Source organism: Streptomyces sp. NPDC102259 (genome assembly GCF_044766465.1).
Lineage (GTDB): Bacteria > Actinomycetota > Actinomycetes > Streptomycetales > Streptomycetaceae > Streptomyces.
Genome location: NZ_JBIWMA010000026.1, coordinates 55,785 through 74,235, shown reverse-complemented (window position 1 = coordinate 74,235; position 18,451 = coordinate 55,785). Strand labels below are relative to the sequence as shown.

The 18,451-nt window shown below is 71.8% G+C and carries 17 protein-coding genes; 9 read left to right on the top strand and 8 right to left on the bottom strand.

Going from position 1 to position 18,451, the window contains the following annotated elements:
• Nucleotides 1-131: 131 nt before the first annotated feature.
• Complete coding sequence (locus tag ACIRPU_RS37350; RefSeq protein WP_403875461.1) at nt 132-1,274, bottom strand: acyl-CoA dehydrogenase family protein; 1,143 nt, start codon at nt 1,272-1,274, stop codon at nt 132-134.
• A gap of 85 nt (nt 1,275-1,359) precedes the next feature.
• On the opposite strand from ACIRPU_RS37350, the gene ACIRPU_RS37345 reads away from it, so the two are divergent.
• Genes ACIRPU_RS37345 through ACIRPU_RS37320 form a run of 6 tightly spaced genes read left to right on the top strand, consistent with a single transcriptional unit; the run spans nt 1,360 to nt 6,695 of the window.
• Nucleotides 1,360-2,115: an SDR family NAD(P)-dependent oxidoreductase gene (locus ACIRPU_RS37345; protein WP_403875458.1), complete on the top strand. Its 756-nt coding sequence runs from the start codon at nt 1,360-1,362 to the stop codon at nt 2,113-2,115.
• Between the two features lies 1 nt (nt 2,116).
• Nucleotides 2,117-2,896 (top strand): enoyl-CoA hydratase/isomerase family protein, encoded by a 780-nt coding sequence (locus ACIRPU_RS37340; protein ID WP_403875455.1) that lies wholly within the window; start codon nt 2,117-2,119, stop codon nt 2,894-2,896.
• 30 nt (nt 2,897-2,926) lie between these two features.
• Nucleotides 2,927-4,093 (top strand): CaiB/BaiF CoA transferase family protein, encoded by a 1,167-nt coding sequence (locus tag ACIRPU_RS37335; protein ID WP_403875452.1) that lies wholly within the window; start codon nt 2,927-2,929, stop codon nt 4,091-4,093.
• A gap of 3 nt (nt 4,094-4,096) precedes the next feature.
• The gene (locus ACIRPU_RS37330; RefSeq protein ID WP_403875449.1) at nt 4,097-5,011 is read left to right on the top strand and encodes an SDR family NAD(P)-dependent oxidoreductase; all 915 of its coding nucleotides are present in this window, start codon (nt 4,097-4,099) and stop codon (nt 5,009-5,011) included.
• Entirely contained in the window at nt 5,008-5,520 is a 513-nt protein-coding gene (locus ACIRPU_RS37325; RefSeq protein ID WP_403875447.1) for a DoxX family protein, read from the top strand. The genes ACIRPU_RS37330 and ACIRPU_RS37325 overlap by 4 nt, the downstream gene beginning before the upstream one ends.
• Nucleotides 5,521-5,537: 17 nt before the next feature.
• Entirely contained in the window at nt 5,538-6,695 is a 1,158-nt protein-coding gene (locus ACIRPU_RS37320; protein WP_403875444.1) for an acyl-CoA dehydrogenase family protein, read from the top strand.
• Between the two features lie 26 nt (nt 6,696-6,721).
• Here the strand turns inward: ACIRPU_RS37320 and ACIRPU_RS37315 are convergent, their stop codons facing one another.
• From ACIRPU_RS37315 to ACIRPU_RS37285, 7 genes are read right to left on the bottom strand one after another with little or no spacing between them, the layout of a single operon-like run.
• Complete coding sequence (locus ACIRPU_RS37315) at nt 6,722-7,837, bottom strand: acyl-CoA dehydrogenase family protein (protein WP_403875441.1); 1,116 nt, start codon at nt 7,835-7,837, stop codon at nt 6,722-6,724.
• Entirely contained in the window at nt 7,834-9,081 is a 1,248-nt protein-coding gene (locus ACIRPU_RS37310; RefSeq protein ID WP_403875438.1) for an acyl-CoA dehydrogenase family protein, read from the bottom strand. Before ACIRPU_RS37310 ends, ACIRPU_RS37315 begins: the two co-directional genes overlap by 4 nt.
• A gap of 18 nt (nt 9,082-9,099) precedes the next feature.
• Nucleotides 9,100-10,248 (bottom strand): thiolase family protein, encoded by a 1,149-nt coding sequence (locus tag ACIRPU_RS37305; RefSeq protein ID WP_403875435.1) that lies wholly within the window; start codon nt 10,246-10,248, stop codon nt 9,100-9,102.
• On the bottom strand, nt 10,245-10,751 hold the full coding sequence (locus tag ACIRPU_RS37300; protein WP_403875432.1) for a Zn-ribbon domain-containing OB-fold protein: 507 nt from the start codon (nt 10,749-10,751) through the stop codon (nt 10,245-10,247). The genes ACIRPU_RS37305 and ACIRPU_RS37300 overlap by 4 nt, the downstream gene beginning before the upstream one ends.
• A 1-nt stretch (nt 10,752) precedes the next feature.
• The gene (locus tag ACIRPU_RS37295) at nt 10,753-11,664 is read right to left on the bottom strand and encodes an SDR family oxidoreductase (protein WP_403875429.1); all 912 of its coding nucleotides are present in this window, start codon (nt 11,662-11,664) and stop codon (nt 10,753-10,755) included.
• 2 nt (nt 11,665-11,666) lie between these two features.
• Entirely contained in the window at nt 11,667-12,398 is a 732-nt protein-coding gene (locus tag ACIRPU_RS37290; RefSeq protein WP_403875425.1) for a hypothetical protein, read from the bottom strand.
• A complete protein-coding gene (locus ACIRPU_RS37285; protein ID WP_403875422.1) occupies nt 12,398-13,720 on the bottom strand; it encodes a phenylacetate--CoA ligase family protein in 1,323 nt (440 codons plus the stop codon). Before ACIRPU_RS37285 ends, ACIRPU_RS37290 begins: the two co-directional genes overlap by 1 nt.
• Nucleotides 13,721-13,948: 228 nt before the next feature.
• Between ACIRPU_RS37285 and ACIRPU_RS37280 the strand changes: the two genes are divergently transcribed.
• The 3 genes from ACIRPU_RS37280 to ACIRPU_RS37270 are packed head-to-tail and all read left to right on the top strand — an operon-like array spanning nt 13,949 to nt 18,443.
• Nucleotides 13,949-15,028, top strand: a complete 1,080-nt coding sequence (locus tag ACIRPU_RS37280; protein WP_355705561.1) for an amidohydrolase family protein — start codon at nt 13,949-13,951, stop codon at nt 15,026-15,028.
• 23 nt (nt 15,029-15,051) lie between these two features.
• A complete protein-coding gene (locus ACIRPU_RS37275; protein ID WP_403875420.1) occupies nt 15,052-17,472 on the top strand; it encodes a GNAT family N-acetyltransferase in 2,421 nt (806 codons plus the stop codon).
• On the top strand, nt 17,469-18,443 hold the full coding sequence (locus ACIRPU_RS37270) for an LLM class flavin-dependent oxidoreductase (protein ID WP_403875416.1): 975 nt from the start codon (nt 17,469-17,471) through the stop codon (nt 18,441-18,443). The genes ACIRPU_RS37275 and ACIRPU_RS37270 overlap by 4 nt, the downstream gene beginning before the upstream one ends.
• The last annotated feature ends 8 nt before the right edge of the window (nt 18,444-18,451 follow it).

Genomic DNA, 18,451 nt, shown 5'->3' with positions numbered 1-18,451 from the left:
CGCACACAGTAGAGGTTAAATAGCTAACCTATTTATCCAAGCTAGTCAATGACTTCGCTCGCGACCTCGCCCATGACGCCGCCCCATGACTTCTCTCATGACGCCGCCCGGGACCTGGGCCGGGACCTCGCCTAGAGCCCCAGCGACCGGCCCACGATCTCCTGCATGATCTCCGAGGTGCCGCCGAACACCCGCTGCACCCGGCTGTCCCGCCAGATGCGGGCGATCTCGTACTCGTTGACGTAGCCGTATCCGCCGTGCAGTTGCATACAGCGGTCGATGACCTCCCAGCAGGTCTCCGTGGTCCAGTACTTGGCCGCCGCGGCTTCGTCGGGCGTCAGCTCGCCCTGGACCAGGGCCATGACGCAGCCGTCCAGGTAGCCGCGGGCGGCGGCGATCCGGGCCTTCATGTCGGCGAGGGCGAACCGGTTGGCCTGGAACCCGCCGATCGCGCGGCCGAAGGCGGTGCGGTCCTTGGCGTACGCCAGCGTGATGCCGAACGCCTTCTCGGCCGAGGCCAGCGAGGAGACGGCGATGGCGAGCCGTTCCGTCGGGAGGTTGCCCATCATGTGGTAGAAACCGCGCCCCTCCTGCCCGATCAGGTTCTCGGTGGGGACGCGGACCTCATGGAAGAAGAGCTCGGCGGTGTCCTGCGCCTTCATTCCGACCTTGTCGAGCTTGCGTCCGCGCTCGAAGCCCTCGGCTCCGCGCTCGACGACGATCAGGCTGATGCCCTTGTGGCCGGCCTCCGGGTCGGTCTTGCACGCGACGATGACCAGATCGGCCAGGATGCCGTTGGTGATGAAGGTCTTGGAGCCGTCGATCACCCACGCGTCGCCGTCCCGGCGGGCGGTGGTGCGCATGCCCTTGAGGTCGGACCCGGCGGACGGCTCGGACAGCGCGAGCGCGCAGATCGTCGCGCCGCTGATCACACCGGGCAGCCAACGGGCTTTCTGTTCCGGGGTGGTGAGGCGCATCAGATAGGGCGGGACGACGTCGTTCTGGAGCCCGAGCCCGATGCCGACCGCGCCGGTGGCCGCCATCTCCTCGGCCATGACGGCGTTGAAGCGGAAGTCCACGACTCCCTGGCCGCCGTACTCCTCCGGGAACTGCCAGCCGATGAGCCCGGCCTTGCCCGCCGCCAGCCACGCGGCCCGGTCCACCTGACCCGCACGCTCCCACCGCTCGGTGTGCGGGACGCATTCGCGCAGGTAGAAGGTGCGGGCGGTGTCGCGGAACAGCTCGTGCTCCTCGGTGAAGATCGTACGACGCATACTCGACTCCACTCATGCATCTCGCTTATTTAGCTGAAGTAGTTATACGATAGCGCTGTATCGGGAGCCGGGCGAGGGAGGGCGCGTGAGCGTACGGGACAAGGTGGCGCTCGTCACCGGAGCGGGTCGTGGCATCGGCGAGGCGATCGCCGACCGGCTCGCCGCCCACGGGGCGGCCGTCGCCGTCTGCGACCTGGACCCGGCAGCCGCCGACAAGGTCGCGGTCCGGCTAGCGGAGCGCTACGCGGTGCCCACGATCGGGGTCGGCGCCGACATCTCCGACGGCACGGCCGTACGTGCGGCCGTGGAGCGGGTGGCCGCCGAGCTGGGTCCGGTGGACGTGCTGGTCAACAACGCGGCCGTCGACGTCATCGGCCGCTTCGTCGACAGCGGCGAGGAGACCTGGGACCGGATCATCGCCGTCAATCTGCGCGGCACGATCACGACGACCCGGGCCGTCCTCGACTCCATGATCGAGCGCGGCGGCGGCCGGGTCGTCCTCATCGCCTCGGACGCCGGTCGCGTCGGCTCCTCCGGCGAGGTCGTCTACTCCGCGACGAAGGGCGGGGTCATCGCCTTCGGCAAGGCCCTGGCCCGCGAGGTCGCCCGGTACGACATCACCGTGAACAGCGTCTGCCCCGGGCCGACCGACACCGCGTTGCTCGGACAGGTCGCCGAGTACAGCCGGAAGATGTACGACGCGACGGTGCGGGCGATCCCGCTGCGCCGCGTCGCCCAGCCCGCCGAGATAGCCGGTGTGGTGGCCTTCCTCGCGTCCGACGACGCCGCCTACATGACCGGGCAGACGCTCTCGGTCAGCGGCGGCCTCACGATGGTCTGAGGTGAGCACCGTGCTGCGTGTCGAACTCCGCGACCGGATCGCCGTGTTGACCCTCGACCGGCCGGAACGCCTCAACGCCGTCGGCTCCGAGACGCTGGACCGGCTCACCCGGGCGCTGAACGACCTCCGATACGACGACTCCGTACGGGCCCTGATCGTGACCGGCGCGGGCCGGGCCTTCTCGGCCGGCGCCGACCTCGATGAGATCGACTCGTTCACGACACCGGGGCAGTTCCGTGCCTTCGTGGGGCGCCTGACCGAGGCGTACGCGCTGCTGGAGGACTTCCCCAAGCCCTCGGTCGCGGCCGTCCACGGGTTCGCCTTCGGCGGCGGCCTGGAGCTGGCGCTCGCCTGCGACCTGCGGGTGGCGGAGCGGGGCGCCCGGCTCGGCCTGCCGGAGATGAAACTCGGTGTTCTGCCGGGCGCGGGCGGCACGCAGCGCCTGCCACGTCTGGTGCCGCCCGCGGTCGCCAAGCAGATGATCCTCACCGGCGAGCCGATCGACGCCGAGCGGGCCCGGGAACTGGGACTGGTCAACGAACTGGCCGAACCCGGTGGCGCGCTGGAGACCGCGCGGGCCCTGGCGGTGCGACTGGCCGCGGGCGCCCCGCTCGCTCTCGCCGCCGGCAAACGACTGATCGACCACGGCCTCGGCATGGACCTGGAGACGGCGGTCGCGTACGAGCGCGAGACCGTCTCGGTGCTGTTCTGCACCGAGGACCGGGCCGAGGGGCTCAAGGCCTTCCGGGAGCGCCGACCGGGCGAGTTCCGCGGCGTGTAGCAGGCGTTCCGACAGATCTGGAGGTGGGCCGTGCGGCCACTGGAGGGCATTGCCGTCGTCGAGCTGGGCATGTGGGTGGCGGCACCGGCCGCGGCCACCATGCTCGCGGACTGGGGCGCGGACGTGGTGAAGGTGGAGGCGCCGACCGGGGACCCCAACCGGTACACCCTGCGGCATGTCGGCCAGGACGTCGACAGCGCGCCACCGTTCGAGACCGACAACCGGGGCAAGCGCGGCATCGTCCTGGACCTGCGCTCGCAGGACGGCAAGGAGGTGCTGGAGCGGCTGCTCGAACGTGCCGACGTGTTCGTGACGAACCTCCGACCGGGCGCTCTGGAACGGCTGGGCCTGTCCCCGCACGAGTTGCGTGGCCGCCATCCCCGCCTGGTCGTCGGCACGTTGACGGGCTACGGCTGGACGGGGGCCGAACGCGACCGGGCCGGCTACGACGTCTCCGCCTTCTGGGCCCGGCCCGGCATCGCCGCCATGCTCAATCCGGCCGGGGAACCGCCACCCGGTATCCGGCCCGGCCTCGGCGACCGTACGGCCGCGTCCAATCTGGTGGCCGGGGTGCTGGCCGCGCTGCTGTGCCGTGAACGCACCGGCGAGGGCGCCGTGGTCGACGTCTCGCTGCTGCGCTCCGGGACGTACGCCAACGGCAACGACCTCGCCCTGCAGAACTTCTTCGGCAGGCGCGGGCGAACCCGTCACCGCACCGAGCACGAGTCCCCGCTCTACAACTGCTACCGGGCCGCCGACGACCGGTGGTTGTGGCTGGTCGGCCTGGAGGGCGACCGGCACTGGCCCGGTGTGGTCCGGGCGCTCGGGCGAGAGGACCTCTCGGCCGACGAACGGTTCGCCACGGGCAAGGCCCGGCGCGGGCACGTACGCGAACTGATCGCCGTGTTCGACGAGGAGTTCGCGACCCGGCCGCTGGCCGAGTGGGCCGGGCGGTTCGACGCCGAGGGCGTGTGGTGGGCGCCCGTGCAGACGCTGGCGGAGGTCGCCGCCGATCCGCAGGCCGAGGCGGTCGGAGCCTTCGTCGAACAGCCCGGCATGGGTGACGCGCCGACGCTGCGGACGGTGGCGACGCCCGTCGCGTTCTGGGGCGTCGACGACAAGCCGCGCGGCGGCGCGCCGACGCTCGGCGAGCACACCGACGAAGTACTCCGCGAACTCGACATACCCGGGAGGTAGAGGGTGGGCATCCTCGACGACAAAGTGGCGATCGTGACCGGCGGTGGCCGGGGCCTCGGCCGCGCACACTGCCTGGCGCTCGCCGAGGCCGGGGCGGCCGTGGTGGTCAACGACCTCGGCGCCGGCGTGCACGGCGAGCGGACCGGTGACTCCCCGGCCGACGACGTCGTCGCCGAGATCACCAAGCTCGGCGGGCGGGCGGTCGCCAACCACGCCTCGGTCGGCGACTGGGGCGCGACGGAGACGATGATCGCGGACACCGTCGCGGAGTTCGGGCGGCTCGACGTCGTGGTGAACAACGCGGGGATCGTGCGGGACCGCATGCTGTTCTCGATGACCGAAGCCGAGTTCGACGCGGTGATCACCGTGCATCTCAAGGGCACGTTCGCGCTCACCCGGCACGCCTGCGCGTACTGGCGCGAGGCGGCCAAGCGGGGTGAGCGGGTCGCCGGCCGGATCATCAACACGACCTCCGGAACAGGCCTGTTCGGCAATCAGGGCCAGTCCAACTACGGAGCCGCCAAGGCCGGGATCGCCGGGCTGACGATCCTCACCGCGCTGGAGATGCGCCGCTACGGCGTCACCGCCAACGCCATCTCACCCATCGCGGCCACCCGGATGACGGAGGGACTCGAGGTCGGCGCCGAACTGGAGGCCGGCGCCGGCGGCTTCGACCCGCGCGATCCCGCCAACGCCAGCGGGGTCGTCGTCTACCTGGCCTCTGACGACGCGTCCTGGCTGACCGGCCAGGTACTGCGCATCGAGGGCAACAGGCTGGGCCGTCTGCAGGGCTGGACCGTCTCGGGGGTGTACCCCAGCCGCTCGGGCGAGGCGCTCACCCCCGAGGAACTCATCGACGCCGTACCGGTGTTGTACGGCGCCGCACCCGCGGGCCGCGCCACCGGAGTGGGTCAGTGAAGGGCCACGACGGCGCCGCCCTCGCGTTGCGCGCGACGCTCGGCCCGATGCTCTTCGCGCACGGCTGGAACAAGGTCGCGGGGCCGGGCGGACTCAAGGGCACCACCGGCTGGTTCGAGGCGCTGGGGTTGCGGCCCGCCGGGGTGCACGCCCGGATGGCGGCCGGCACCGAGATGGCGGCGGGGATGGGCTTGGCCCTGGGGGTGGCGGGCCCGCTCCCCGCCGCGGCCACCGTCGCGCTGATGGCCGTGGCGGCCCGCACCGACCACCGCGGCAAGGGCTTCTTCGTGTTCAAGGGCGGCTGGGAGTACGTCGGTGTGGTGGGCGGCGCGTCCGTGGCACTGGCCGCGCTCGGCAACGGCCGGTACTCGGTGGACGGACTGTTCGGACACCGCCGATCGGGCGCCGGGCCCGCGTTGTTCGCCGCCGGGCTGGGCGTGGTGAGCGCCGCGGCCCTGCTGGCGGCCTGTTACCGGCCCGCCGAGGAACCGAACGGAACTGACCAGTGAGAGGCGAGGGAGACCACATGGACGCGGACGACTTCACAGCGGTGCTGTCGGAGGTCCGGCGCTTCGTCCGGGAACGCGTCGTGCCGCTGGAGGCGGAGATCGACGAGACGGACGAGATGCCGACGGACATCCGCGAGGCGGCGAAGAAGATGGGCCTCTTCGGCTTCGCGCTGCCCGAGGAGTACGGCGGGCTGGGCCTGTCGATGTACGAGGAGGCCCGGTTGATGTTCGAACTGGGCTACACCACCCCGTCGCTGCGGTCGATGTTCGGCACCAACAACGGGATCGCCGGACATGTCCTGATGGTCGGCGGCACCAAGGAGCAGAAGGCTCAGTGGCTGCCAAGGATCGCCTCCGGCGAGGTGCTGGCGTCCTTCGCGCTCACCGAGCCGGACGCGGGTTCCGACCCGTCGACGCTCACCACCCGGGCGCACCGGGAGGGGGACACCTGGGTGATCAACGGCGCCAAGCGGTACATCACCAACGCGCCGCTCGCCGACGTCTTCATGGTCTTCGCCCGGACCGATCCCGACGCCCCGCGCACCCGGGGCATCTCCACCTTCCTGGTCCCGGCCGGCACGCCGGGCCTCACGGTGGCGCCCAAGGACCACAAGATGGGCCAGTTCGGCGCCTGGACCGCCGACGTGTACTTCGACGACGTACGCGTACCGGACGAGGCCCTCGTGGGCGGCGAGGACGGTCTGGACCGTGGCTTCCACACGGCGATGGGCTGTATCGCGCACGGCAGGGTGCACATCTCGTCCCTCTGCGTCGGGATGGCCGAGCGGCTGGTCGACGAGTCGGTGGAATACGCCCGCACCCGCAGGCAGTCGGGGAAGGCCATCGGCTCCTACCAGCTCGTCCAGGGCCTGATCGCCGACTCGATGACCGACTACTACGCCGGACGTGCCACGGTCCTGGAGGCCGCCCGCGCCTTCGACGCCGGCACGGACACCAAGATCGGGCCGTCCTGCGCCAAGTACTTCGCGAGCGAGATGGTGTGGCGGGTGGCGGACCGAGCCGTGCAGGTCCACGGTGGCGCGGGCTATATGCGCGGGGTCGCAGTCGAGCGCTTCTACCGCGACGCCCGGCTGTTCCGCATCTACGAGGGGACCAGCCAGATCCAGCAGGTGATCATCGCCAAGGCACTGCTCGGCGAGGCCGCCCGCGGCTGACGCCGCCGGGCGGCCGGCCCGCCGTCTCAGATGCCGAGCCGGTCCAGCAGCCGCTCGTGGTAGACGGCCGGACCGCCGAAGAGCAGCTGGGAGGACTTGGCCCGCCTGAAGTACAGGTGGGCCGGGTGCTCCCAGGTGAAGCCGATACCGCCGTGCACCTGGATGTTCTCCATGGCCGCGACCATGTACGCCCGTGAACAGCAGGCGTGCGCCACCGCCGACGCGACCGGGGACTCCGCGGACTCCTCGTCGGCCAGCCGGGCCGCCTCGCGGGACGCCGCCTCGGCCAGTTCCACCTGCACCAGCATGTCGGCGCACTTGTGCTTGACCGCCTGGAAGGACCCGATCGGCCGGCCGAACTGGTGGCGGACGAGGGCGTGTTCCACGCTCATCTCCAGACAGCGGCGCGCCCCTCCCGCCTGCTCGGCGGCCAGCCCCGTCGAGGCGGTGTCCAGCACCCTGGCCATGATGCGACCGCCCGCCCCTTCCGCGCCGACGAGCGTCGCGGACACGCCGTCGAAGGTCAGCCGGGCCATGGCCCGGGTGGCGTCCAGGGTCTCCATCGGTTCCGCCGTCAGCCCCGTGGCCTGCCGGTCCACCGCGAAGAGCGAGGGGCCGGCGACGGTGCGGGCGACGACGAGGATCAGATCCGCCGTCGTGCCGTCGACGACGAAGCTCTTGCGTCCGCGCAGCTTCCACCGGCCGTTTCCGGCCGGCACGGCGCGCGCGGAGACCAGGGCGGGGTCCCAGGAACCGCTGTCCTCGGCCACGGCGAGGGCGGCCGTGGTCCGACCCGCCGCGATGCCGGGAAGGTGCCGCGCGCAGGCCTCCGCGTCGCCGGCGGCGAGCAGCGCCTGAGCGGCGAGCACGACGGTGGCGAACAATGGCGTACACCACAGGGCACGGCCCGACTCCTCCAGTACGACGCCGAGTTCGACCATGCCGAAGCCGTCGCCGCCGTACTCCTCGGGGAGGGCCAGTCCCGGCAGCCTCAGTTGGTCGGCCGCCTGCGCCCACACCGCCGGATCGAAGCGCGGTTCGCTCTCCATGAGCTTGCGCACGGCTTCCTCCGGCGATTTGTCCTCCAGGAACTCCCGTACGGAGAAACGAAGTTCGCGCAGTTCGCTCTCGTCGGCGGTCATGGCCGCACCTCCTTGGCAGCGGTGGTCGCCGGTTCCTTGGGCAGGCCGAGGACGCGTTCCGCGAGGATGTTCTTCATGATCTCCTCGGTGCCGCCGAGGATCCTGAGGGCGGGGGTGGCGAGGAGCAGCTCGGTCCAGGCGTACGTGCCCCATTGGCCGGTGTCGGCGATCGCCCGCGGTCCGAGGACGTCCGTGACGAAGTGGGCCGCTCTGGTGAGGTTCTGACCGTACATCAGCTTCGAGACGGACATCTCGGCGCCGGGCGCGACCCCGCCGCGGAGCTTGCGCAGGGCGCGTGCGTTGAGGTGTTCGGTGGCCAGGGCGTCCACGAGGAGTTCGGCGAGGCGGGCGCGCAGGGCGCGGTCGTCCCAGGTCCAGGTGGCCCGCATGAGCGCCGAGAGGCGGTCCGGGGACAGGGCGCCGGCCACCGGGCCCGCGCCCTCGCTGCCGACCGTGGCCCGTTCGTTCATCAGGGTGGTCAGGGCGACGGTCCAGCCGCCGTCGACCTCGCCGAGGCGGTGGTCGTCGCGGACGCGGACGTCGGTGAGGAACACCTCGTTGAAGTCCGCGCCGCCGGTCATCTGCCGCAGCGGGCGGACCTCGACGCCGGGGGCGTCCATGGGGACGAGAAACGCGGTGATCCCCCGGTGCTTGGGCGCGTCCGGGTTCGTGCGGGTGAGGGCGAGGCCGATCTGGCTGTGCTGGGCGACCGAGGTCCACACCTTCTGCCCGTTGAGCACCCACTCTCCCCCGCTCCCCCGGACCGCCCGGGTGGCCACGCTCGCGAGGTCGGACCCCGCGCCGGGTTCGCTGAACAGCTGGCAGGCGATGGCGTCCCCGCGGTACATCGCGGGCAGCCACCGGTCCTTGACGGGCTGTTGGGCGTGGGCCAGGATCGTCGGCCCGATCATGCCCAGTCCGACCACGCCGAGCACGCCGGTGTCGGCGACGTCGTACTCGGATTCGATGGCGTCGTAGAGCAGGTCGTGGACGGGCGTCAGGCCCCGGCCGCCGTACTGCGCCGGTCCCGTGATCCAGCCGAAGCCGTTCTCGTGGCGGATCCGCTGCCACTCCCGTGCCCGCTGCACCTGCTCGTGCTCCGCCTCGGGCGGGAGGCTGCTGAAGTACGCCATCGAGTCGTCGCCCTCACCCCAGGCGAGAGCCGTGCGGTCGGGGGCCTTCGCCACGTGTGCGTCGAGGAAGCGGCGTACCTCGTCGGCGAAGTCCTGCATGTCCTGTCGCATAACGGGTTCCCTGTGCTCTCAGGTGGAGAGGATCGTCACCGCCGACGCGCCGGGCGCGCCGTACAGGTGGGTGTAGCCGACGCGGGGTGTCCCGGGGATCTGCCGCGCCCCCGCCGCACCGCGCAGCTGGAGCACGATCTCGTGGATCTGGCGCAGCCCGGACGCGCCGATCGGTTCCCCGTTGCCGAGCAGACCGCCGTCCGTGTTGACCGGGAGGCGTCCGCCGATCTCCGTGGCGCTCTCGGCGACGAGGCGTTCCTGCTCGCCGTCCTTGCACAGCCCGTTCTCGGCCATGTGGATGATCTCCGACCCGGCGTCGGTGTCCTGGAGCTGGGCGACGTCGACGTCCTCGGGCCCGATGCCGGCCCGCTCGTAGGCCTCTCGTGACGCGTCCACCGTCGGGCTCGCCACGGGTTCCCCGACCGGGAACGACGGGCTCTGCACCTCGAAGGCGCCGAGCCGACGGCTGCGCAGGGCGGTGGCCCGGATCCGTACGGGTGCGGCCGTGTACTTGTGGGCCTGGTCGGCCCGGCAGAGCACGAGGGCCGCGGCGCCCTCGTTCGGGCCGCAGTACATGAACTGCCGGAGCGGGTGGTTGAGGACCGGGGACGCGAGTATCTCCTCCGGGCTGAGGGGGGTGCGGCGCCAGGCCTTCTCGTTGCCGGCCGCGTTGCGGAAGTTCTTCGACGCCACGCGCGCGAGCGTCTCGTGGGAGATGCCGTGGTCGTGCATATAGCGGTTGATCTTCATGCCGAAGAAGTGGGTGGTGAGGAACAGGCCGGTCTGCCCGTACCAGGAGGGGATGCCGGCCACGGACGGGTCGGCGGCGAACGCGCCGCGCGGATGCTTGTCCAGGCCGATCGCGATGGTCAGGTCGTGTTCACCGGTCTCGATCGCGCGGGCGGCCAGCGCCACCGCGGTACCTGCCGTGGCACAGCCGTTGAACACTCCGCGCAGCGGTATGCCCGTCAGGCCGAGCCGCCCCACGATCGCGTCCGGGTTCGCGACCTCGTAGCTGCCGATGTAACCACCTTGGATCCGCGGCCAGTCGACGCCCGCGTCGGCGAGCGCCAGCCGTACCGCGTCCGCGCCCATGTCGAGGGCCGACTTCCCCGGGAAACGGCCGAAGGGGTGGAGCCCCACGCCGATGACGACGGCCTCGGTCACGGTGTGTCCTCCTCGGACTTGGCGGGCTCAGCGATCGTGACGGGCTGCTCACCCGTGACGGGCTCCCCGGCCGGGACGGGATCTTCGGCGGGGGCGAACGCGAACGTCACGACCTCGGTGCCGTCGTCCCGGACGGTGTAGGGCACGAGCGTCAGCCGCATGGGCTGCCCGATCCGCAGCTTCTCCGGGTCGGGTTCGGTGAGCCGGGCCTCGACCAGCAGCTCGGGAAGCTCCACGTACCCGACCGAGTAGGGCTCGAAGGCCCGGGGGCCGTCGTACGGCGGGGAGGGCGGGCGGAAGTTCTGGGTCGTGTACGTCCACAGCGTGCCGCGATCCGACAGGAGCCGTTCCGTCGACTCCGTGCTCGCGCACCTGACGCAGTGCGGGGCGGCCGGGAAGCTCACCAGGCCGCAGGCCGTGCATGCGGAGCCGATGAGCCGGAGGGGGGCGGACTCGCTGGGCGGCCAGGTGAACAGGCCTTCGGCGACCGGCCGAGTCGTCATCTCAGGCCCCGTTCCGGTGGCCCAGGGCATCGGCGTTCGGAGCCGCCTTGGCCACCAGGTTCGGGACGACGGAGGACAACTCGTCGGGCGTCCACCGGGTGTCGGCTCCCACGCCCGGGCCGTTGGCCCAGCTCTCGAGCACGGTGATCCGGTTGCCGACGACACCGAAGACCCGGCCGGTGACCTCGCGCGAGGCCGCGGAGCCCAGCCACACCACGAGGGGGGAGATGGCCTCCGGGGTGAGGTCCTGGGCCTCGGCGGCCCGCTTCATCATCTCGATGTCCTCGGTCAGCCGGGTGAGGGCGGTGGGCGCGATCGCGTTCACCGTCACTCCGTAGCGGGCGAGTTCGGCCGCCGCGATGATCGTGAGGCCGGCGATGCCCGCCTTGGCCGCGCCGTAGTTCGACTGGCCCGGGTTGCCGAAGATGCCGGACGGGGAGGTCGTGTTGATCACCCGGGCGTCGTTGCCGTGACCGGACTTGGCGCGCTCGCGCCAGTACGCGGCCGCGTGGTGCAGGGTGGCGAAGCTGCCCTTGAGATGGACGGCGAGGACGCTGTCCCAGTCCTGCTCGGTCATCGACACGATCATCCGGTCGCGGAGGATGCCGGCGTTGTTCACCAGCACGTCCAGCCGGCCGTAGGTGTCTACCGCCTGCTGGACGAGCCGGCCCGCGCCCTCCCAGCCGGAGATGTCGTCCGTGTTGGCCACCGCCTCGCCGCCGGCCGCGACGATCTCGTCGACCACGCCCTGGGCGGGGCCGGTCGAGGCGCCCGCTCCGTCGCGTGCGCCGCCCAGGTCGTTGACCACGACTTTCGCTCCGTGCACGGCGAACGCCAGGGCGTGTGCCCGGCCGATCCCGTTTCCGGCGCCGGTGACGACCACGACCCGGCCGTCGACCACTCCTTGTGACATCCTCAACTCCTCTGTGGGGAAGGCCCGCCGGCCTCGTCGAGCACGACCCGGGGGTCGTCGCTGCCGCAGCCGCACCGACCGGTGACGACCCGGCCCGCGAGGGCGAGCGGTGTCTCGGGAAGCGACGACGCGCGCCCCTCCCCGGCCGCCAGGGACAGCTGTCCGTCCCGTTCGCCGACCCGCCATTCGGCGGCGTTGACGTGTGCGCCGCGCCGCTCGGGACACTCCAGGGCGAGAGCCGGCCCCACGGCCGAGATCACGGCGGCGCTCACGCCCACGCCACGCAGCTGCGGTACGGCGGCAGGGCGGGCCAGCAGCACGGACGTGGACCGGAACATCTCGCCGAGGTCGGCGGTGCCGGCGAGTCCCTCCAGGGTCTGGGCCGAGATGCCGATCACAACGTGCGGGTTCAGTTCGCGGTGGAAGACCGCGGTGCGGCGGTGGTCCCAGCCCATCGCCTCGGCGATGCCGTACGTCACCTTCAGCGTGCGCAGGGCGCCGATCACCGCATGGCCCCAGAAGCCCTCGAAGCCGGACGCGGTCAGCAGGGCCCGCTGGCCGGTGACGAGTCCGTGGTCGCGCAGCCGCGCGGTCACCCAGTCGGTGTCGCGGGTGAGTTCCGCCCAGGTCAGTTCCATGTCCCGGATGCCGTCGGCGGTGGGGAATCGCACGAGGTAGGCGAGTTCGGGGCGGTCGAGTTCCCTGGCACGGGCCAGGGTGTCGGCGCGGGCCATCAGCTCTTCACCACCCGGGGGAACTTGGCGACGCTGGTCATGGTCTTCAACAGGTCCTCCTCGGGGCGCATGTCGAGCACCGGCTTGACTCCGGTCCGCGCGTGCACGGCCTCCCCCAGCCGCCCGGCCAGCGCGTCGACGTCCGCGGTCAGCACGGGGTCGTAACCGACGCGCAGCCGCAGTTCGTCGACCTCGCGGCGGTCCCGGACGATCTGGAAGACTCCGGCCACCGTCTCCGGCTGGTCCTCCACCGCCTGCCAGACGTCCCGCAGGACCACGGACCGCCCCTGGACCAGGGTCTCGTCGCCGCGTCGTCCGGCCACCCACATCCGGGCGTGGGTGCGGCCGCAGCCGCAGCGGTCCCGTGACAGCCGGACGAGGTCCTCGCTGCGGTAACGGATCAGCGGCGCGGCCCGGTTGTCCAGGTCGGTGGCGACCAGCTCGCCCAGATCGCTCTCCGGGACGTCGCGCCAGCCGTGCTCGTCGATCTCGACGCACTCGGCGAAGACGGTGTCCTCCCAGAGGTGGAAGCCGTCGTGCTCCCGGCACTCCCAGGCGGTGCCGGTGTCGGCGGCGCTGGTGTACTCGTAGACGTCGATGCCCCAGTCCTCGCGGATCCGCTCGCGCATCTTCCGGCTGAGGGGCTGCCCGGCGCAGGAGGCGCCCTTGAGGGAGGAGAACGCCTCTTTCAGGTCCGTCTTCTCGGCCAGGTGCTCCAGCTCGACCATCTGCGGATACATCATCTGGAGATAGGCGGGGCGGTAGGTGCGCAGGGCCTCGACGACCTCGTGCATCTTCCCGAGCCAGGTGTCCACCTCGATCACCACCGCGCCGAGCGCCTGGTAGCCGGGGTCCATCAGGTTGCGGAAGGTGCCCGGCGGGCTCAGCACCCGGTCCCCCGGCCTCAGCCCGAGTTCCCACAGGTCGCGGACCTGCGCGGTCACCAGGGGCGGCGCGTCCTGCCAGATCTCGGCGAAGAACTCCGGGTCGCCGGTGGTGCCCGAGCTGGAGGAGACCGAGGTCAGCTCCTCGACCGGGACGCAGAGCAGACCTCCGAAGGGGTCGCCCGTGCGGGCCCGGTAGGCGCGCACCATCTCCTTGGTGACGAACGGCACCCGTTCCCGGAAGTCCTCCAGGGACCGGATGTCGCGCGGGTGCGCCCCGTGCTCGTCCCAGAGCGCGCGGTAGAAGGCCGAGTTGCCGTAGGCGTACGCGACCAGCTCCAGGACCCGTTCCTCCTGCCGCGCGCGCAGTTCCTCGCGGGGCATGGTCTCCACCCGGGGCTCGAAGTACCTGTCTCGGGTGTCCCTGTCACCGCCCATGGCGCCTCCTCGCGGCTCGGTGCCCAGATCTTCCAGCTATCAGCGCAATCAGTCAACCAATTCTACGGATTCAGGGTGAAGCCTCGGGCCCCTCCGAGATCCCGGCCCTGCCGGCGGACGAGATCGAGCGGCCGCCGCAGCCGATCTCGCACCCTCCCGGCCTTCCCTTCCGTCATCCATACAACTAAAATCGCTAACTGATTACATCCATTGGCCCGAAGGAGCGTCATGTCGAAGATCTGGGTCAACTCGGGCGACTCCCATGTGATGGAGCCCGCCGACGTGTGGACCGAGAGGCTGCCCGCCCGGCTGGGCGCCCGTGCCCCGCGCAGCGAGCGCGGCGAGAAGTACGAGATGCTCTACATCGACGGCGAGCGCATCGACCGCCAGCTCGGCGACTTCATGGACGCCATGCGTCCGCCGGGCGCCTGGGATCTGAAGGTCCGCCTCAAGGACCTCGACCAGGAGGGTGTCTGGTCCCAACTGGCCTTCCCCTCGATGGGGTTCTGGCTGGTCTCGATCACCGACCGCGAGCTCGCCCGGGAGACCGTACGCGCCTGGAACGACTGGGCACACGAGGAGATCCTCAGCAAGAACAAGCGCGTCATCACCACCGCCTGCGTCTCGACGGCCGACATCGACGACGCGGTCGCCGAGGTGGAGCGGGTCGCGGAACTCGGCTTCAAGGCGATCTTCCTGCCGTGTTCGACGCGGGAGGGTGAGGAGTACGCGCTCGACCGCTGGGAGCCGCTGTGGACGGCGGTGGAACGGGCCGGTCTGGTGCTCGGCTTCCACATCGGCACGGGCGGTCAGAACGTCGTCTTCCGCGGCCCCGGCGGCGCGGTCGTCAACTACATGGAGACGACCTACCCGGGGATGCGCGTGGTGTCCCACATGGTCGCGGGCGGCGCCCTGGACCGCCATCCGGACCTCCGGATCCTCATCGCGGAGGGCGGCGCAGGATGGGTGCCGGCCATCGGCGACCGGATGGACGAGGCCTACCGCCAGCACGGCATGTTCGTCAGGCCGAAGCTGAGCAGGCTGCCCAGCGAGATCATCAGGCAGCAGGTCTACGCCTCCTTCCAGCACGACCGGAGCTCCGTGGAGATCGTCGAGTCGACCGGCTACCGCAATGTGATGTGGGGCGACGACTACCCCCATCTTGAGGGCACCTACGGTCACACCCAGTCGACGCTCCACGAGCTGTTCGACGGCGTGTCCGACGACATCCGCGACCGCGTCACGCGCGGCACGTTCGACGAGCTGTTCAAGCTGCCGGCGCAGACTCCCCAGGAGGCGGCCGTCTGAGCGGCGCCGACGGCGGATCTCCGGTGGCCACTCCCCCGTACCCCGAGGACCTCGAACGGCCCGGACTCGTCAGGACCGGGCGGTCGACCTTCGTCCGGCCCGTCCGGCCGGAGGACGCCGACCGCCTGGTCGCCTTCGTCGGCGGCCTGTCCCGGGCCACCCTGGCCTACCGGTCGCTCGGCCCGGTGGTCCGGGTCCGCGACGACGTCATCCGGCGCGGCGCGCACGTGGACTATCTCAACGAGCTGGCGCTCGTCGCCCTGGCCGGTGACGAGATCGCCGGCCTGGTGCGCTATGTCCGCGACCCGGAGGAACCGGAGCACGCCGAGGTCACGTTCACCATCCGCGACGACCACCAGAGCGAGGGATTCGGCCGACTGCTCCTGGAGCACATCGCCGCCGCGGCCCGGGCCCGGGGCATCCGGGTGCTGGAGGCCGACGTCCTCGCCGACAACACAAGGATGATCAACGTGTTCCTCGGCTCCGGCTACCGGACCGAGGCCGGGCCGCCCGGCCAGATCATCCACTTCGAGATCGCCATCGACCCGCAGGCCCAGGCCACGGCCCGGGCCGAGCGCCGCGAGCACACGGCCGTGCGGCGCTCGCTCCGGCCCCTGCTCGAACCGCGGTCCGTCGCCGTGATCGGCGCCAACCGCGATCCGCTGACGATCGGTCACGAGATCGTGGCCAATCTGCTGCGGGGCGGCTTCGGCGGCAGCGTGTTCCCGGTCAATCCGCGGGCGGAGCGGGTCGCCGGGCTGCGGGCCCACCCGAGCGTCCGCGACCTTCCGGAGCCGCCGGAGCTGGCACTGGTGGCCGTACGGGCGGGGGCGGTGCCCGAGGTGGTACGAGAGTGCGCGGAGGCCGGCGTGAAGGCGGTGGTCGTCGTCTCGACGGGTTTCGGGGAGACGGGAGCCGAAGGGCGGGCCACCGAGCTGGCGCTGGCCCGCTTCGCCCGTGCCTCCGGGATGCGGCTGGTGGGCCCGAACTGCATGGGCGTCGTCAACACGACGCCCGCGGCGCGGCTGGCCGCGACCTTCTCGCCCGCCCTGCCGACGCCCGGCCGGGTGGCGATGTCCAGTCAGTCCGGGCCGCTGGGGCTCGCGGTGCTCGACTTCGCCCGGCGGCTGCGGCTCGGCTTCTCCGGCTTCGTGTCCGTGGGGCACGCGGTGGACGTGTCCACCAACGACCTGCTCCAGTGGTGGGAGGAGGACCCCGGGACCTCGGTGATCCTGCTGCACGTCGAGACCTTCGGCAATCCGCGCCGGTTCGCCCGGGTCGCCCGCCGGATCTCGCCGCGCAAGCCCATCGTCGCGGTCCACCCGGGTCCCGCGGATTCGGCGGTGGGCTCGCTGTTCGCCCAGTCCGGCGTGATCCGCACCCGCGGTCTCCAGGAGCTGTTCGACGTCGCCCTGCTGCTGGCCCACCAGCCTCCCCCGCCCGGCAACCGGGTCGCGGTGATCACCAACGCGGGCGGCCCCGCCGCGCTCACGGCGGGGGCGTGCGCGGCGAGCGGTCTGTCCGTACCCGCCCTCGGCGAGCGGACGCGACGCACGCTCCGTTCGGCCCTGGCGCCCCGCGCGGACGTCGCCAACCCGGTCGACCTCACCCCGACGGCCACCGCCACGCACTACCGGCAGGCCCTGGACGCCGTCCTGGCCGACGACGACATCGACGCGGCCGTGGTCCTGTTCATGCCTCCGCTGGCCGACAAGCCCGACGAGGTGGCGTCGGCGATCCTCGACGCGGCCGCCGCCCGGCCCGACAAACCGGTGGTGGCGAGCTTTCTGGGCGGCGCGGGCGTCGCCGACCTCCTGCACCGGGGCGACCTGGTGGTGCCGACGTACGCGTTCCCCGAGGCGGCGGCCGTCTCGCTCGGACACGCGGCGGCCTACCAGACCTGGCGCGCCACCCCCGCCGGCGTCGTCCCGGACCTCGCGGGGGTCGACGCCGAGCGCGCCCGGTCGCTGATCGCCGACCACGCTCCGGGCGAGGTCCCGCCGACGGTCGCCGCGCGGATCCTGGACTCGTACGGAATCGCCGTGCGCGACACCGTGCCGCACCCCGGCCCGGACGCGTTCCTCTCCGTCCGCGCCGACCCGGTCTTCGGCCCGGTGGTCGCCTTCGGTCTCACCGGGGACTACGCCGACCTCATGGCGGACGTCGCGCATCGCGTCACCCCGCTCAGCGACCGCGACGCCCGGGAGATGGTCCGCTCGCTGCGGGCGGCCCCGCTGCTGGACGGCCGGGCGGGCGGCCCGGGAGTGGATCTCGCGGCGCTCGAGGAGACCGTGCTGCGGATCTCGGCGATGGTCGAGGACCTCCCCGAGATCGAGGCGCTGGAACTACGCCCGGTACGACTGCTGCCGCCCGGGAACGGGGTGGTCGTCGCCCACGCGACGGTCCGACTGGCCGACGACACAAGGGGAGGTGGCCGCTCATGAGAGTCGGCATCTACTTCGACCTGCGCAATCCCCCGCCCTGGCGGCAGAGTTGGTCCCGGGTCTACGGGTTCGCCCTGGAGATGTGCGAGGAGGCCGACCGGCTGGGCCTCGACTCGGTCTGGTTCTCCGAGCACCACGGCTTCGAGGACGGCTATCTCCCCCAGCCACTGACCATGGCGGCCGCGGCCGCGGCCCGTACCCGCCGGGTGCGTCTGGGCACCGCCGTGATCCCGGCACCCCTGCACGCGGCTCCCGAGCTCGCCGAACAGGCCGCGATCGTGGACATCATCAGCGACGGCCGTCTGGACCTCGGATTCGGCACCGGCTACCGGGTGCCCGAATACCGGCTCTACGGAGCCGACCTCACCAAGCGCTACACCACGACCGACCAGCGGGTACGGGAGATCCGCGGCCTGTGGGCCGAATCCCTGGTCACTCCGGGCCCGGTCCAGGATCCGCTGCCGATCTGGCTCGGCTACCAGGGCCCGCAGGGCGCCCGGCGGGCCGGCCGGCTCGGCACGGGGCTGCTGTCGCTCAACCCGGCGCTGCTGACGCCGTACCGGGAAGGGCTCGCCGAGAGCGGGTACGACGTGTCGGTGGGCCGGATGCAGGGCTCGTTCACCACGTTCGTCACCGAGGATCCCGACGGCGACTGGCCGGTGGTCCGCCGGCATCTCTCCTACCAGTGGGACAGCTACCGCCGGTACATGGTGGAGGGCACGGACCAGCCCGCGCCCCGCCCGATCGACCCCGAGAAGTGGCGCGAGCGCGGTCTGGAGGCGACCGGCGTCGGCCAGTTCCTCTACGGCACACCGCAGACCGTCGCGGACGCCATCAGGGAGTACACGACCGGGCTGCCCGTCGAGGGGGTGTTCCTGTGGGCCTCCCTGGCCGGCCTGCCCGAGGAGATGGTCGCCCGCCAAGTGCAGCTGATCGCGGGGAAGTTGCGTCCGCTGCTCGCCGACGCCTGACAGACACG